At 54.3% G+C, this 15,200-nt stretch carries 17 protein-coding genes; 7 read left to right on the top strand and 10 right to left on the bottom strand.

What is annotated here, in order from left to right; genetic code table 11:
• Positions 1-247 precede the first annotated feature (247 nt).
• On the top strand, positions 248-958 hold the full coding sequence (locus tag ABD920_RS18990) for a tRNA1(Val) (adenine(37)-N6)-methyltransferase (protein ID WP_345161177.1): 711 nt from the start codon (positions 248-250) through the stop codon (positions 956-958).
• Between the two features lie 92 nt (positions 959-1,050).
• Here the strand turns inward: ABD920_RS18990 and ABD920_RS18995 are convergent, their stop codons facing one another.
• Positions 1,051-2,397 (bottom strand): saccharopine dehydrogenase C-terminal domain-containing protein, encoded by a 1,347-nt coding sequence (locus ABD920_RS18995; RefSeq protein ID WP_345161179.1) that lies wholly within the window; start codon positions 2,395-2,397, stop codon positions 1,051-1,053.
• Between the two features lie 129 nt (positions 2,398-2,526).
• Between ABD920_RS18995 and cdd the strand changes: the two genes are divergently transcribed.
• On the top strand, positions 2,527-3,009 hold the full coding sequence (gene cdd, locus ABD920_RS19000) for a cytidine deaminase (RefSeq protein WP_345161182.1): 483 nt from the start codon (positions 2,527-2,529) through the stop codon (positions 3,007-3,009).
• Between the two features lie 73 nt (positions 3,010-3,082).
• On the top strand, positions 3,083-3,739 hold the full coding sequence (locus tag ABD920_RS19005; protein ID WP_345161184.1) for an alpha/beta hydrolase: 657 nt from the start codon (positions 3,083-3,085) through the stop codon (positions 3,737-3,739).
• Positions 3,740-3,910: 171 nt separating this feature from the next.
• On the opposite strand, the gene ABD920_RS19010 is transcribed toward ABD920_RS19005, so the two are convergent.
• Complete coding sequence (locus ABD920_RS19010) at positions 3,911-4,303, bottom strand: VOC family protein (RefSeq protein WP_345161186.1); 393 nt, start codon at positions 4,301-4,303, stop codon at positions 3,911-3,913.
• Between the two features lie 130 nt (positions 4,304-4,433).
• On the opposite strand from ABD920_RS19010, the gene ABD920_RS19015 reads away from it, so the two are divergent.
• The gene (locus tag ABD920_RS19015) at positions 4,434-5,270 is read left to right on the top strand and encodes a hypothetical protein (RefSeq protein WP_345161187.1); all 837 of its coding nucleotides are present in this window, start codon (positions 4,434-4,436) and stop codon (positions 5,268-5,270) included.
• 76 nt (positions 5,271-5,346) lie between these two features.
• Here ABD920_RS19015 and lgt read toward each other — a convergent pair whose 3' ends face one another.
• The 5 genes from lgt to ABD920_RS19040 all read right to left on the bottom strand — a co-directional run bounded on the left by lgt (position 5,347) and on the right by ABD920_RS19040 (position 10,667).
• Complete coding sequence (lgt, locus tag ABD920_RS19020; RefSeq protein WP_345161189.1) at positions 5,347-6,183, bottom strand: prolipoprotein diacylglyceryl transferase; 837 nt, start codon at positions 6,181-6,183, stop codon at positions 5,347-5,349.
• Between the two features lie 97 nt (positions 6,184-6,280).
• Positions 6,281-8,164: an NAD(+) synthase gene (gene nadE, locus ABD920_RS19025; RefSeq protein ID WP_345161191.1), complete on the bottom strand. Its 1,884-nt coding sequence runs from the start codon at positions 8,162-8,164 to the stop codon at positions 6,281-6,283.
• 206 nt (positions 8,165-8,370) lie between these two features.
• Positions 8,371-9,111, bottom strand: a complete 741-nt coding sequence (gene rnc, locus ABD920_RS19030) for a ribonuclease III (RefSeq protein ID WP_345161193.1) — start codon at positions 9,109-9,111, stop codon at positions 8,371-8,373.
• A 3-nt stretch (positions 9,112-9,114) separates the two neighbouring features.
• The gene (fabF, locus tag ABD920_RS19035) at positions 9,115-10,368 is read right to left on the bottom strand and encodes a beta-ketoacyl-ACP synthase II (RefSeq protein ID WP_345161195.1); all 1,254 of its coding nucleotides are present in this window, start codon (positions 10,366-10,368) and stop codon (positions 9,115-9,117) included.
• A gap of 62 nt (positions 10,369-10,430) precedes the next feature.
• The gene (locus ABD920_RS19040; protein ID WP_025609494.1) at positions 10,431-10,667 is read right to left on the bottom strand and encodes an acyl carrier protein; all 237 of its coding nucleotides are present in this window, start codon (positions 10,665-10,667) and stop codon (positions 10,431-10,433) included.
• Positions 10,668-10,820: 153 nt separating this feature from the next.
• Here ABD920_RS19040 and ABD920_RS19045 point away from each other — a divergent pair, with 153 nt between their 5' ends.
• Both ABD920_RS19045 and pyk read left to right on the top strand, forming a co-directional pair.
• Complete coding sequence (locus tag ABD920_RS19045) at positions 10,821-11,237, top strand: IPExxxVDY family protein (protein ID WP_345161206.1); 417 nt, start codon at positions 10,821-10,823, stop codon at positions 11,235-11,237.
• 2 nt (positions 11,238-11,239) lie between these two features.
• The gene (gene pyk, locus ABD920_RS19050) at positions 11,240-12,667 is read left to right on the top strand and encodes a pyruvate kinase (protein ID WP_345161208.1); all 1,428 of its coding nucleotides are present in this window, start codon (positions 11,240-11,242) and stop codon (positions 12,665-12,667) included.
• Positions 12,668-12,890: 223 nt separating this feature from the next.
• On the opposite strand, the gene ABD920_RS19055 is transcribed toward pyk, so the two are convergent.
• From ABD920_RS19055 to ABD920_RS19065, 3 genes are all read right to left on the bottom strand, one after another.
• Positions 12,891-13,055, bottom strand: a complete 165-nt coding sequence (locus tag ABD920_RS19055; RefSeq protein WP_345161210.1) for a hypothetical protein — start codon at positions 13,053-13,055, stop codon at positions 12,891-12,893.
• A gap of 108 nt (positions 13,056-13,163) precedes the next feature.
• Entirely contained in the window at positions 13,164-13,424 is a 261-nt protein-coding gene (rpsT, locus tag ABD920_RS19060) for a 30S ribosomal protein S20 (protein WP_115567336.1), read from the bottom strand.
• 254 nt (positions 13,425-13,678) lie between these two features.
• Positions 13,679-14,101: a hypothetical protein gene (locus ABD920_RS19065; RefSeq protein ID WP_345161218.1), complete on the bottom strand. Its 423-nt coding sequence runs from the start codon at positions 14,099-14,101 to the stop codon at positions 13,679-13,681.
• 131 nt (positions 14,102-14,232) lie between these two features.
• Between ABD920_RS19065 and ABD920_RS19070 the strand changes: the two genes are divergently transcribed.
• On the top strand, positions 14,233-15,186 hold the full coding sequence (locus tag ABD920_RS19070; RefSeq protein ID WP_345161220.1) for a YheT family hydrolase: 954 nt from the start codon (positions 14,233-14,235) through the stop codon (positions 15,184-15,186).
• Positions 15,187-15,200: the final 14 nt, after the last annotated feature.

The raw sequence follows: 15,200 nt of genomic DNA on the forward strand, positions 1-15,200 counted from the left end.
GCAAAGCAATTGCTAACTGAAAAAGGAGGCTTGCTGGATAACCTTTGGTTGAATTATATATATAACCCAAAAGTAGAAACACGACCCACCCCTGCCCCTCCGACGAGGGGATTTTTCAGAAACGGAATTTTTATTCCCCTCTTGGGATGGGTAGGGGTGGGTTTACACGCAGCAGATTTATATATCGCAACTTGAGTTATATACTATCCAACAAATCACCCAACCACTCATTCTAATTTCCCCCCTCATGCCAAACGATTACTTCCAGTTTAAGCAGTTCCTGGTAGAGCAGGACAAGTGCGCGATGAAAGTGTGCACCGACTCCTGCGTTTTCGGGGCTTATATAAATGTTGCAGGGGCACAGCGGGTGCTGGACATCGGGGCAGGCACGGGGCTGCTGTCGCTGATGGTGGCGCAGCGCAGCGAGGCTCTGGTTGATGCAGTGGAAATACACCCGGATGCGCAGGCGCAGGCAACGGAGAACTTCGCGGCGAGTCCGTGGGCGGAACGGCTTCGGCTGCACCCCATGCCGCTGCAACAGTATGCACCGCGGCAGCCGTATGAGGTCATTCTCTCCAACCCGCCCTTTTTCCTGGCTTCGCTGAAATCGGACAGCGCAGCGAAAAACTCCGCCAGGCACACCGGCGATCTGCACTTCGGGGATATCCTGCTCTTCGCGCAGCGGCACCTTACCTCGACAGGAAACCTGTACCTGCTCCTTCCTCCTGCCGAGGCGGCGCATTTTCAAAAAGCAGCGCAAGCCTATGGGTTGTACCTTTCAGAAACCGTTGAAGTCTTTACCTATATAAATGGCAAGTGCATCCGCCATATACAAACCTATGGATTTGCACCGGAGGATTCGCCGGTCACGAAGCAGTTATATATCCGGGAAGCGGACAAGGTGACCTATACCCCGGAGTTTGTGGAACTGCTGCAACCGTATTACCTGCACTTGTAGTGCCCGGGCTTGAATTTGCTCAAACGCCCGCAGGAGCTGCGCACGCTGCGAGGTTTGCCTGAACAGGGCTGTATCGGGGAGCCATATATACTCTACTCCGACAGCACCCGCTCCTTCTCCACAAAATCAATCCCATAACGCTTCAGCTCTTCCAGCACGGGCGCATACAGTTCCGGGTAAACGGGGATGATAACGCCGCGCCGTTCAATTTTCCCCTGCAGCAGCAGCCTGGCCAGCATCCCGACGGGCAGGCCTACGGTTTTCGCCATCGCGGTGTGCACCTCATCGTCGCCGGTTGCCACCAGGGTAGAGGAGATTTCGTGCCGCCGCCCGCTGAGCTCATATTCGAACAGGTGCTGCATCACCACCATGTCCTTGTCGCCGGGAGCCAGCGTCCATTTCGCCTTCAGGATCTTCTCCAGCACTTGCGCCGGGGTAGCCTCTTTCAGCCCGACCGGCGTTTCCTCAAACAGTCCCAGCCATGCCAGCTTCTCCATTACTTCCCCGTCAGCGGGTATATTTATATAGGAGCTGATGCGCACGGCAAGGGTTTGCTCCGCAGAAGCAGCCGGTGGCAGAAAGGCATCCAGAAAACTGCGGTGCGTCATCCGCTCCGAGCCTTCCAGCGTGTAACTGTCGTCAGTGAGGCCCAGCTGCACGAGCGCGTCCCAGGCGGCGCAGTACCCCTGGCGGCGCAAGGTGCCGCGCAGCATCGTCGGGATATCGCCCAGGCCATATAGCTCGCGGTAGCTCAGGGAGTCGCGGTTGGCATATCCCTCGAAACCACCGTAGCCTGCTATATGGAGAGCGTCTGCCCGCCTGAACAACTGGTGATACGGGATGTATTTGTACGAGCCGTGCTGGATGTATTTAGCAGTGCCCTGACCGGCCAGCACCACGTTGCGCGGGTTCCAGGTGAACTTGTAGCGCCACGGGTTTGTGTCTGACTCCGGTGCCACCAACCCTCCGGTGTAGGACTTGAAAGCTGTAACGGTGCCGCCGGCTGCCTGGATGCGCTGTATCACCGCCATCGCCGACATATGATCTATGCCCGGGTCCAGGCCGGATTCCATCAGGATCACCAGGTTCTCCTGTTGCGCCGCTTCGTGCAGCTCCCGGAAAGCGAGGGTTACATAGCTGGCCGTGATCATATGCCTGCCCTGCTTCAGGCATTCCCGGGCCACGGCTATATGAAACGCAGCCGGCAGCATAGAGATCACCAGGTCCGCCTGCCCCACTTCCTCCGCACGCTGCCGCTCGTTGTGCACATCAAACACCATGATATCAGCACTGGCAACAGACTCCACCAGCGGCTGCAGGTGCGCCACCGAGATATCCCCGATCCGGAGGTGCCAGTCTTCTGCCGCAGCATTGTCTAACAGGTATTGTATAAGCGAGGAGGCGGAGCGGCCAGCGCCAAGGAGCAGAATTCTTTTCATAGCAACTGTTTGTGGTACAGTCTTAATTTAGGCATTCCCGCTTGTAAGGCAAATCCTATATATGGTTTTATCAGATTAATAGCTTAAATTTAAAACCCCTTTCCGCTTTTTTGACTTATCCCATATGAAATGGCCAGTAAATTAGATATACATATTAGTGTGGATGTGCTGGAGCCGGCTGAGCTGACGGAGCAGGAGCGCCAGGCCATGCAACTGGCCCAGGAAACAGCCAATGATGCCTATGCCCCCTATTCCAATTTCCTGGTGGGGGCCGCCTTGCTGCTCGAAGACGGCAGTATGTTTAAGGGCAGCAACCAGGAGAATGCGGCCTACCCCTCCGGGCTCTGCGCCGAACGCACCGCACTTTTTGCCCTGAGCGCGCACCATCCGAACAAAAAAATAAAGCTGCTTGCCGTTACCGCTCGCCGCAGAAGCGAAACGCACTACTTACCGGCCATGCCTTGCGGGGCCTGCCGCCAGGTGATGGGCGAATACGAGTACAAGCAGCAGGAAGATATACCCGTGCTGTTGCAGGCGCAGGACGGAAAGTTTTACCGCTTCCGGAGCGTGGCCGACCTGCTGCCGTTCCAGTTCACGAAAGACAGCCTATAGAGAGTTACGAGTTCGGAATTCCGAGTCCCGAGTCTGGTTCTTTTGGAATTGATACCAAAACACAATATCCGATGTGACTGAACACAAACTAACAGTGCCCCGCACCGCCCGCTACTATACCCTGGGCACTCCCTCGGAAGCCATCCAGGACCTCTGGATCGTTTGCCACGGCTACGGCCAGTTGGGGCGCTACTTCGTGCGGCACTTCAGCGGCCTGGACGATGGCAAATCGCTGGTGGTGGCGCCTGAGGCGCTGTCAAGGTTTTACCTGAATGGCTTTTCAGGCCGCGTGGGCGCCACCTGGATGACGAAAGAAGACCGCCTGTCAGAAATTGGGGACCAGGCCAATTACCTGAACCTGCTGCTGGCCGAACAGCTAAGGCTTCTGCCGAAGGAGGTGCGGGTTACGGTGTTGGGCTTTTCGCAGGGGGGCGCCACCGTCTGCCGCTGGCTGGCTTCTGGCAACGTGCCGGCGCACCGGCTGGTGCTGTGGGCCGCCTCCTTCCCGGAAGACATTGATTTTGAAGCAGGAAATTCCGCTTTCAGGGAGTTGCCGGTGGCGCTGGTATATGGCATGCAAGACGCGTTCATCACCCCGGAAGGTCTTGAGAAGAAGCAGGCGCTGATGATGCAGTTAGGCATCCGCCCACAACTATATACCTTCGACGGCGGCCACACTATCCAGGCGGAAACACTCTCCTTGGTGCATGAGCGGCTTGGCCGTTTCTGAGTACTTGCATTTTTATATAGGTGGATAAACTCCTGCTGTCCTTCTATAGGATTACTGAAAGAAGCAGCGACACCGGTGCCTGCTCAAACCAGGAAGCTTACAAGACGACAACCCGGTAACTCTGTTTTACTCATCCTATATATCCGACATAAAGTCATTTAACATACGCCCCTACCGCTCCCACATGCCTTCCATCACCACTTCCAGCAGGTGCTGGTCCGGGTCGCGGAAGTAGAATGAGAGGAAGCCGCCGCCCCAGTTAAACTCCTGCTCTATCGGGATTCCGGCATTTCTCACCTTCTCCTTCCAGGGCCCGTACTGCGCGCGCTCCACTTCAAAGGCAAGGTGCAGCTGGCCTGTACCGAAATGCGGCGGCAGGGTGGTGCTTCTTTTAGAGGCTTCCGCGATAAAACACAGCAGGACCGATGCACCCGCCCGGAAGAACACGTGCCGCTCCTTCACCTCCCCGATCACCTCAAAGCCCAGCTTTCCGTTGTAAAAGCCCTTGCTCGCCTCCAGGCTGGTTACATACAGACAGGTCTCCTTTATCTTTTTGATGTCCATCGCTCGTTATTGTTAAGCCCGGTGCAAGGGCCATTTACCGGAATCCATATTTTTAGCCTATATAGTTAACGCCGGGCAGGTACTTCCCGTTAAGTAAATACCTGATTTCGATCCAATAAAAATGAAACTGATGATAAAAATTACAGCTGTTTTTGTGGCTGTGGCAGCATTGCTGTTCTATTATATGCGCGACATGGAAGCTACCCCGACTGACGCAGCGCCCGCCTCCCTTGAAAGACTGGCCAAACTGCCCAACGCCGTGGAGGAAAGCTCCGGCCTGGTGGCCCTGCCGCAGAAAGGGCTGTACCTCACCCACAACGATGCCGGCAACAAGCCTTACCTCTACAAGATAAATGAGCAGGGCAAGCTGGTGGAGACGATCAAACTAAACCTGAACAACGAGGATTGGGAGGACCTGACGCAGGACGACGAGGGCTATGTATATATAGCCGAGACGGGCAACAACAACAACAACCGCCGCGAGCTGAAAGTATATAAGCTGAAGCCGGAAAACCCACAGCAGGTAGAGACCATCCGGTTTACCTACGAAGACCAGAAGCAGTACCCGCCGGCAAAGAAAGACCGCAACTTCGATGTGGAGGCGATCTTCTACAGCAACGGCAGCATTTACCTGGTATCAAAGGACAGGGGCCGCCAAACAACCGCCAAGGTCTACAAAGTGCCGGCCAAAGCGGGGGAGTACACGGCCAAACTCATCGGCAGCCACAACATCAAAGCAGAGATCACAGGCGCCGGCATCAGCCCCAGCGAGGAGAAAGTGGCGCTGCTGAGCGAAGGGAAAATCCATCTTTTCACGGACTTCGACTCGCCCGAAACCTTCTACGAAGGCACCTACAACGAGATCCGCCTGAAAGATGCGGGCCAGACCGAAGGCATCGCGTTTGAGGACGAGGAGACCCTGGTGATCACGAGCGAGGGCGGTAACCTGTACCGCTACCAGTTATAAGTTTTCAATACCAAATCAAAAAGGCACCTCCTGTCTATACGGGAGGTGCCTTTTTGATTGCTGGTTATATATAATCTTACGCCCTGGAGTCGCTCAGCCTGCCTCCGGGTGTAGCGGGTGCAGGGTTTTGCCACACTCTGAACAGGATGAAAAGCCCCACCAGGATGAGCGGAATGCTCAGAATCTGGCCCATGTTCAGCGCCATCTGGTCTTCGAAAGCCTCCTGGTTCTCTTTCAGGAACTCTATCAGGAAGCGGAAAGTGAACAGGAACGTGACGAAAAGGCCAAACAGGAGTCCCTTGGGCAAGGCGGACCTGTATTTGTGCCAGAGCCAGTAAAGCACCACAAACAGCAGGAACACGCTCAGTGATTCATATAGCTGGGTGGGATGGCGCGGCACGTGCGAAAACTCGTTGCTCCTGTAAAAGATGAAGCCCCAGGGCAGGTCGGTCGGGTGCCCGAAAATCTCGGAGTTCATCAGGTTGCCAAGCCGGATCAGCGCGCCGCCGAGGGCCACCACGATCACGATGCGGTCCAGCACCCACATATAGTCGAACCGATGCTTGCGGCTGAAAAGCCACAGCGCGAACAGGATGCCGATGGTGGCCCCATGGCTGGCCAGACCTCCTTCCCATATCTTCAGAATCTCGCTGGGGTTACTCAGGTAATACACCGGGTCGTAGAACAGCACGTGGCCGAGGCGGGCGCCAAGCACTGTGCCGATGATCATGTACAACGTGATCACGTCCACGTCGCCTTCTGTGCGGCCTTCGGCCACATATATTTTTGTGAGGATGCGCTGCCCGATCACAAAGCCAAGTGCGAAGAGCAGGCCGTACCAGCGAATGCTGATCGGGCCGATACTGAAAATCTCCGGATCAACATTCCAGGGAATATAATTGAATATGCTCATAAGGGTTTTATGTTCGTACCAAAGTTACGATAAATCAGGTACGGAAAAAACGCAGGCGCTCCCGGTTTGCCGGTAGCGCCTGCACGTTGGGTTGAGTTTACGGGCGGATTTTAGCGAGCTCCTCGTGAAAACCGCCGCTCAGAATCGGGAAGCGGAGCCAGCTGCGCGAATCGATGTTGTAGTCATCGAGGTGAAAGGACGGGGCGAGCCGCTCCCGCTTCCACTGGTTCCGCGACCAGAGGGTATAAAACTTCGTCACCCAGGCCTGCAGCACGTCCGGGGCAGCCACCTGCTGCTCCAGCAGGATGTTGTAGACCTCGTGCGGCGCATAGCGGTCGTGGAAGGCAAGCCGCTCTATCTGGTTCAGCACCTCGTAGGGCATGAGGTCTTTCTCATCCGTCTGCTCCTCATCCGAGGGGCGCAACTCCGCGCTTGGCTGCAGTTTGTTCACGTACTGCAAACCTTCGTAGCCCAGCTCTACCTGCATCCACACCAGCAGCTGCCGGATAAAGGCCTTGTCGATGCCGGCAATCGGGGAGATGCCACCGGCCGTGTCGCCATCCATGGTGGTGTAGCCCACGGAGCCCTCGCTGCGGTTGGAGGTCGCCATCAGCAGCGCGTTGTTGATGTTGGCCAGCATCCAGATACCCGGTGCCCGCACGCGCGCCTGGATGTTCTGCAGCGTCAGGTCGTCCTGCTCCCATGTGAGCGGCCGCTCCAGCACATCCTCTATCTTGGAGACATAGCCTCTCACCTCCTCGTCAATGGTCCAGCTGTAAAACTTCGCCCCGATGGATTCGGCAAGGCCCCTGGCGGAGTTGTAGGTGTTGTCGGAGGAGTTTACCGTTCCCTGGTAGGCGCAGGTCAGCAAGCGGCCAATCAGTTCTTTCTGCAGCCTTTCCTCAGGCAACGTATCAAAATAAGCAACATCCTTCATCGAGAACATCTGCATCTTGGCGACAAACAGCACAGTACCCAGGCTCTCGATGCCCCGGCGCACCATCTCCGCCACCGCCACCGCGCACAGCGAGGAGTCAGCACCGCCACTCAGCGACAGCACAAAGCCCCGGCTGCGACTCTTGCGCATATAGTCATACAGGGCCAGGCTCAGGGCTGCCACCACCTCTTTGTTCTCATCGATGGGCGGCAGGTATTCTATCACGTCCTCTATCTTCGGATTGGCGGAGAAACAGACTTCGGCGCACTCCAGGTCCACATCTTTGAAGCAGAGCAGCTCGTTGCGGCGAATCAGCTTGCCGTTCTGGGCGATCAGCACCTCCCCGTCGTAGATCATGCGGCCCGCTTCGTTGCCCAGCAGGTTGGCGTATACATAAGCGCACTGGTACCGTTTGGAGGCCTCCACTACTAGCCGGTGCCGCACATCGGTTTTGCTGAGGGCAAAATGGCTGGCGCTTGGGTTCAGGATGAGTTGCACGCCCTTCGGCATATGGCGCTCCGCGGGCCGGTTGGGGCGCCAGGCATCCTCGCAAATCTCAAAGGCGTACTTCACCCCCTGCTCGTTATATATAATATCGCCGATGCGGTAGGTGTGGCCCATCATCTCGAACTCCTGCACCACGTTGGCTGGCCAGGGCGTGAACCAGCGCGGCTCGTAATGCACCCCGTCATTGGCCAGAAACTGCTTTGCCGTGAAGCCCACGATCTCCTTGTTCTTGATGACGCAGGCCGTATTATAGACCTTCTTGTCCAGGAAAACGGGTAACCCAACGGCCACCGTGATATCGTCGCACCACTCCTTTACCTGGAGCAGCTTTTCAAAAGCCACCTCCGAGAGCCACGGGCTCAGGAACATGTCTTCGCAGCCATAGCCGGTGATGCAGAGTTCGGGCAAAAGCAGCAGTTGCACGTTGTTCGTGGCGGCCTCGGTAATAGCATCTTTTATATGCTGTAGGTTCCCGTCCCAATCCATTGGTGTCTGGTTGAGGGCGGCGGCAGCAAGCATCAGTCTTGTTTCTTCCATGGGCTTGTTTAACGCAACATTTTGAGGCAAGTTAAGCGTTGCGGATCAATTTTGAAGAATAGAGTTGTTGGTTGCTAATAGCTGATTGCTGTATGTTTGTGTGTTAAAGGTTGGTGTGGGAAGATATGATTCAACAGTTTAACCATGGAACAATTAAACCATAGCGCTACTATCTGAAAGCCTACAAATAGCAAGTAGCCATCAACTCAGCCGATGTTCAGCGCGACAAGGCTTTTTTCGGCGGCGGACTGGTCGGCCTTTTTCTTGGAGAGGCCCGATCCTACGGCAACGGGCTTGTTGTCGATGTATACCTCGGAGGTGAATTCGGTGGTGTTTCCCTGCTGCTTGCGCTTCACGATATCGAAGCGGATCTCTTTGTTCTGGCTTTGCGCCCACTCAATCAGCTTGCTCTTGAAATTGGCGGTGGTGGTTACGAGGCTGTGCAGGTCAACGTGCGGCCTCAGTAGTTTGGCCAGGATAAAGTGGCGGGTTTTGTCATAGCCTTTGTCGAGGTAGATGGCCCCCACCAGCGCCTCCAGCGCGTTGCCGTTTACCGATTTATGGCGGGTGCCGTGGTTGGTGGTATCCACCTTCACCAGCAGGTTCAGCCCGATCTTAACGGCAATGATGTTCAGCGACTCTCTGTTCACGATGCGGGAGCGGATCTCGGTCAGGAAGCCTTCGTCTTCGTAGGGGAATTTCTTGAAAAGGTGCTCGGCCACCACGGCGCCCAGTACGGCATCACCGAGAAACTCCAGGCGCTCGTTTGTCTCATGCTTCCCTGCCGAGGTCTGGCGGGCGAAGGAGGTGTGCGTGAGGGCAAGCTTATAAAGGCGAACGTTATCTGGGGTGCTGCCGGTAACGCCAGCAATAGCGCTTACCAGATTTCTGTCTTTGTTAAATAACCTGCGGTAAGCGCGCCGAACTGGTTTTATAGGCCCAAACACACACTAGTCTTTCAGTTGTCGGAATATCACGGAAGTATTGTGGCCACCAAATCCAAACGTGTTGCTCAGGGCAACATTTACCTGCCGCTCCTGCGCCTTGTTAAAGGTCAGGTTCAGGCGGCTGTCGAGGTTCTCGTCGTCTGTGAAATGGTTGATAGTGGGAGGCACGATGTTATTCTGGATAGCCAGGATAGAGGCAATGGCCTCTATGGCGCCGGCGGCACCCAACAGATGGCCTGTCATGGATTTGGTAGAGCTGATGTTCAGGTTATAAGCGTGCTCGCCGAACACCTGCTTGATGGCTTTGATCTCACTCAGGTCGCCGAGCGGTGTGGAAGTGCCGTGCACGTTGATATAATCCACCTCTTCGGGCTTGATGCCCGACTGCTGCAGCACGTTCTTCATCACCGTTAGGGCGCCACGGCCTTCCGGGTGCGGCGCGGTGATATGGTAGGCGTCGGCAGACATGGCACCGCCGATAATCTCAGCGTAAATTTTGGCGCCGCGTGCCTTGGCATGCTCGTACTCCTCTAATATAATGGCCCCTGCCCCTTCTCCCAACACAAAGCCGTCACGGTCTGCATCGAAAGGGCGGGAGGCCGTCGCCGGGGAATCGTTGCGCTCTGAAAGGGCTTTCAGGGCATTGAAGCCACCGACACCTGCCTCCGTGACAGCTGCCTCCGAACCGCCCGACACGATCACATCGGCCATCCCTAACCGGATATAGTTGTAGGAATCAATCAGGGCGTTGGTGGCAGAAGCACAGGCAGAAACAGTCACAAAGTTAGGGCCGCGGAAACCGTGCTTGATCGAGATAAGCCCGGCACTGATGTCAGCAATCATCTTCGGGATGAAGAATGGGTTGAAGCGCGGTGTCCCGTCGCCGTTGGCGAAGTTCACACACTCTTCCTGAAATGTTCGCAATCCCCCGATGCCTGACCCCCAGATCACCCCAATCCGATCGAGGTCAATGTTATCCTCTATCAGCCTGGCATCTTTCACGGCCTCGTCGGCCACTATCATCGCAAATTGCGCAAAGTAGTCCATCTTACGGCCTTCTTTGCGGTCAAAGTAATCTTCCGGGTCGTATCCTTTTACCTCGCAGGCAAACTGCGTCTTAAACTTACTCGCATCAAAGCGCGTGATAGGGGCAGCCCCACTCACGCCGTTGACCAAACCGTCCCAGTATTCTGAAACGGTTTTTCCAAGTGGCGTGAGTGCGCCTAACCCTGTAACTACAACTCTCTTAAGCTCCATAAGCCACTAGTAGAGGACAGATAGTAGAAAATTTGTTCTGATAGTAAAAAATAAAGGGGGAATTACTTTGCGTGCTCTTCGAGGTAGCTTACAGCCTGGCCTACGGTAGAGATATTCTCAGCCTGATCATCCGGAATAGACACATTGAACTCTTTCTCAAATTCCATGATAAGCTCAACTGTATCTAAAGAATCAGCGCCAAGGTCATTTGTGAAGCTAGCCTCCGGTGTAACCTCTGACTCTTCAACACCAAGCTTATCAATAATGATAGCTTTTACTTTTTCTGCGATTTCTGACATTTTTCTTATAGTTAATTAAAACACTGTGCAAAGAAATATATTTCAGCAGACAATGTCAAAAAAAATCTCTCTATTCGCTGTTTTACAAAAGTTTTAGGCCCTGTATGTCGTTTTACCAAGTTCGCTTGTTACTTTTGGGGCCGAACAACAACTATGCAGACACTCCAGCTTTACATAGAGTACGAATATGACTTTGACGTATACGGACTAACTGCTCCGTTAAAAGAGTACAAATTGGCCTGGGCCCTGAACAGGCTCCTGGGCTTCCGCCTCAAAAAGCAGCCGGACCTAAGTTACGAGTTATGTGGGCAGGAACGCATAATTATATCGAATTATGAGTATATTACCGACCATTCCGTTGTTCGCCTCCTCAAAAACAAGGCACAGGGAATGAAAGCATTCCTGCTGCCAGAGATAAAAGAATACGATTACGTGCTGCAGATAACCGGGGCGCTGCAGCAGCTGTGCCCGCAGGAGCTCATTGCCAAGCTGCGAAGCCTTCCGCTGGTGCAGTACGTACAACAAATTGACCCACTTACACTTAAACTAAAGGAAAACCTGATATTCTAAGTATGGACATATCCTTCAATAAAACAAAGATTCTGGCCACCGTTGGCCCGGCAAGCAACACTCCTGACCGCCTTCTTGCTCTGATTAGAGAAGGTGTGAATGCCTTTCGCCTCAACTTTTCGCATGGCGCTTACTCTGAGCACCAGAAAGTGATTGACCATGTGCGCAACCTCAACAGCCAGCATGGCCTGAACATCTGCCTAGTGCAGGACCTGCAGGGCCCGAAAATCCGCCTGGGCGACGTGAAAAACGGGGCCATCGAGATCAAGGAAGGACAGCGCATCAAGCTTGTTTGTGACGGTTCGCTCACGATTGAAGGCAGGCTTTCCACCATTTACGAGGGCCTGGCCAAAGACGTGAAGCCCGGCGACGCGATTCTGCTCGACGACGGCAAACTGGAAGTGCGCGTGATCAGCACAGACGGGGACATGGAAGTGGAGGCTGAGGTGATATATGGCGGCACCGTGAAGCCCCGCAAAGGCATCAACCTGCCGGATTCCAAGGTGTCGGCCCCGTCGATGACGGAGAAAGACGTGGAAGACCTGCATTTTGGCCTGGATAACGACGTGGAATGGGTGGCGCTCTCTTTCGTGCGCCGTGCCGAGGACATCCACGAGATCAAGCGCATCATCAAGGAGAGCGGCAAAGGGACGCGCGTTATCGCGAAAATCGAAAAGCCGGAGGCCATCGAAAACATCGATGAGATCATAGAGGCAACGGACGCCATTATGGTAGCCCGCGGCGACCTAGGCGTGGAGGTTGGCATGGAGAAGGTGCCGATGATCCAGAAAATGCTGGTGGAGAAATGCAACAGGGCCGGCAAGCCTGTGATTGTGGCCACCCAGATGATGGAGAGCATGATCACCAACCCGCGCCCAACCCGCGCCGAGACAAACGACGTGGCCAACGCGGTGATTGACGGCGCCGACACGGTGATGCTGAGCGCTGAGACAGCGGTAGGCGCCTATCCGATCGAGACGATCCGCAGCATGAGCCTGACCATCCGCACGGTAGAGGCGAGCGCGAACATCTTTAACAAGACCTATGTGCAGAACCCGCAGACCCGCACGTTCTACAGCGATAGTCTGGTAGCGAACGCCTGCAGCCTTGCCCGCGACACGCACGCCAGCGCTGTCATCGGCATGACGAAATCTGGCTACACAGCATTTCAGCTGGCTAAATACCGCCCGAAGGCGCATATATTCATATTCACGGAAAACCACACGTTGCTGAACACCCTGAACCTGGTGTGGGGCGTACGCGGTTTCTATTACGACAAGTTTGAGTCTACTGACGCGACCATCAATGACATCAAGCAGACACTGCTGGATGGCGGCTATCTTCAGAAGGGCGATGTGTTCATCAACACGGCCAGCATGCCGATAAATGAGCAGAAGCGCACCAACATGATCAAGCTGAGCATTGCTTAAGCAATAGCGGAAAATCATATATAAATGAGGCGGCCCTGCAGAAATGTTCTGCAGGGCCGCCTCATTTATATATACCGCCTTCAGGGCTTGTACTTTTAAGTCGGGCTGACCTCTCGTGTCATTCCCTGTGCCGCTACCCCTACCCCTTTACTTCTAATGCTACCGTAGGGACAGGTCGCGACCTGTCCGCGCGAAGGCCTACGAAGAAGCGTCATGCTGCATTTCATGATACCGGGAACGATTGGTTCGGGAACGATTGGTTCGGGAACGATTGGTTCGGGAACGATTGGTTCGGGAACGATTGGTTCGGGAACGATTGGTTCGGGAACGATTGGACAGGTCGCGACCTGTCCCTACGAGAGGAGGTGGCGTATTGGCTTTCAGGCAAGCCTTGAACAATGCCCGCCAAATGATATATAAAGCCGCTGCTTTTACAAAACACAAAAAGCCTTACACGCCATGTGCAAGGCTTCTGAGAAGCTGATCCAGCAAAAAATTAAGCTGCGGCCAGGCCGTTCACTAACTTCGCCAATCTAGACTTGTTGTTAGCTGCCTTGTTTTTGTGGATGATGTTTTTCTTAGCCAAACGGTCAAGCATAGAAGAAACTGTCTTGTAAAGTTCTTGCGCCTCTGCCTGATCAGTTGTTTTCTCTAATTTCTTGATGAAAGTACGAGTGGTTTTCGCTTGATACCTGTTACGAAGACGTTTAGCGTTGTTCGCTCTGATTCTTTTTAATGCCGACTTATGGTTAGCCATATGAATTGTATGTAATTAAAGCTTTTTCCGATCTTTGAATGAGTTTGCAAAGGTATACCCTTTGCCATTAATTTCCAAAACCTGCTCTGAAAATATTAAGGCCCTTTGCTTCGATGCAAATATAGGGAAACAGAAAGGCATTCGCTACCGGTCCGCCCGTTTTGTGTTTTGCCCGCTGAAAGCCCGACAGCAACAAAGAGGGCCGCTGCAAAACACAGCGGCCCTCTCAACCTAACACTATTTATCGTTACTTATTACTGGTTGTTCTCTCTTTCAACGTCTACATCCACATCTACGTCCTCTATGTTTCCTAAGCGTGACTGTGCTTTATTCTCCATCTCATTCCAGTCCTTCTTTAACTCCTCCCACTCCTGCCGGCTGCTTTCGTCCCAGTCAGCGCTTCTGGTCTCAAGCTCTGCTTCACGGCGCTCGTATTCTGTCCTTAGCTCAGCCCACTCCTCCGCCGTGGCGGTCTCCGCGCGGTTGGCATTGGTGTTTACCCACGCCTCAAACTCATCTAAATCGTTGTTGGCGTCTATGGCCTCGTTCCCTACCTCTGTCTGCGCCTCGTCTATTTCTGCGTTCGTTTCATTTACCGCTTCCTGGTTGCATGCTGTCGAGAAGGCTCCCAGAGCCAAAGCAAGGCCTATTGTTTTAAATTTTGATGTAACTTTCATGGTTCATTATTTGTTGGTGGTATACCGTTATACGCCATTAAAGCTATACTGATATATAGAGCACCGTATTATGTGCCATAAAGCGCTGTGATTGCCTTAAAAGGCATTTCGCTTTAAAACCCACTGTCCCTATGCCTGTCCTGCCTTCTAAACACAAAGCCCCCTTTTACCTCTTCAACGGCCACCTGCAGACCATTGTGCCCAGCCTTTTCAGGCAGGTGGTGGGCGTGCAGTACCAGCGCGAGCGCGTGGCGACGCCCGACGATGATTTCATCGACATAGACTGGTCTGTGGTGGGGTCTGATGCGCTTCTTATCCTGTCGCACGGCCTGGAGGGTGACACGGGCAGGCCCTATATAACCGGCATGGTAAAGGCCTTTAACCTCGAAGGGATAGACGCGCTTGCCTGGAACTACCGCAGCTGCAGCGGCGAGCCCAACAAGCTGCTCCGCTCCTACCACCTCGGCGCCTCCGACGACCTGGACTTTGTGGTGCGCCATGCACTGCGGCAAAACAGGTACAGCCATATATACCTGGTAGGTTTCAGCGCGGGCGGCAACATCACGCTCAAATACTTAGGCGAGGCGCCGGACCAGGTGCCGCCGCAGGTGAAGCGCGCCGCCGTGTTCTCCACGCCTGTGGACCTGAAAGGGTCTGCTCAGAAAATCTCGAAGCTCTATACCCGGCGTTTCATGAAATCGCTGAAAACGAAGCTGGAGCTGAAGAAGGAGGTATATGCCCAGGAACTGGACCTAAGCGATTACAACGTGCTGTGGTCGTTCCCGGAGTTCGACGACAGGTACACCGCCCCTTTGCATGGCTTCAAAAGCGCCGAAGATTATTATGCCCGCGTCAGCTCCAGGCAGTTTATCCCAGGCATCCAGGTGCCAACGCTGCTCGTGAACGCGAAGAACGACCCCTTCCTGTCGCCGGAGTGCTACCCGGTGCAGGAGGCGAGGGAGAACCCGTTTTTTTACCTTGAAATGCCGGAAGAGGGCGGCCACGTGGGCTTCACCGAAGACCTCAGGGGGGAGAGCTATTATTCGGAGCGAAGGGCCGTTACGTTTTTGCTGGAGGGGGTTTAGGAAGCCATATAGGC

It is taken from the genome of Pontibacter saemangeumensis (assembly GCF_039541895.1).
Classification (GTDB): Bacteria; Bacteroidota; Bacteroidia; order Cytophagales; family Hymenobacteraceae; genus Pontibacter; species Pontibacter saemangeumensis.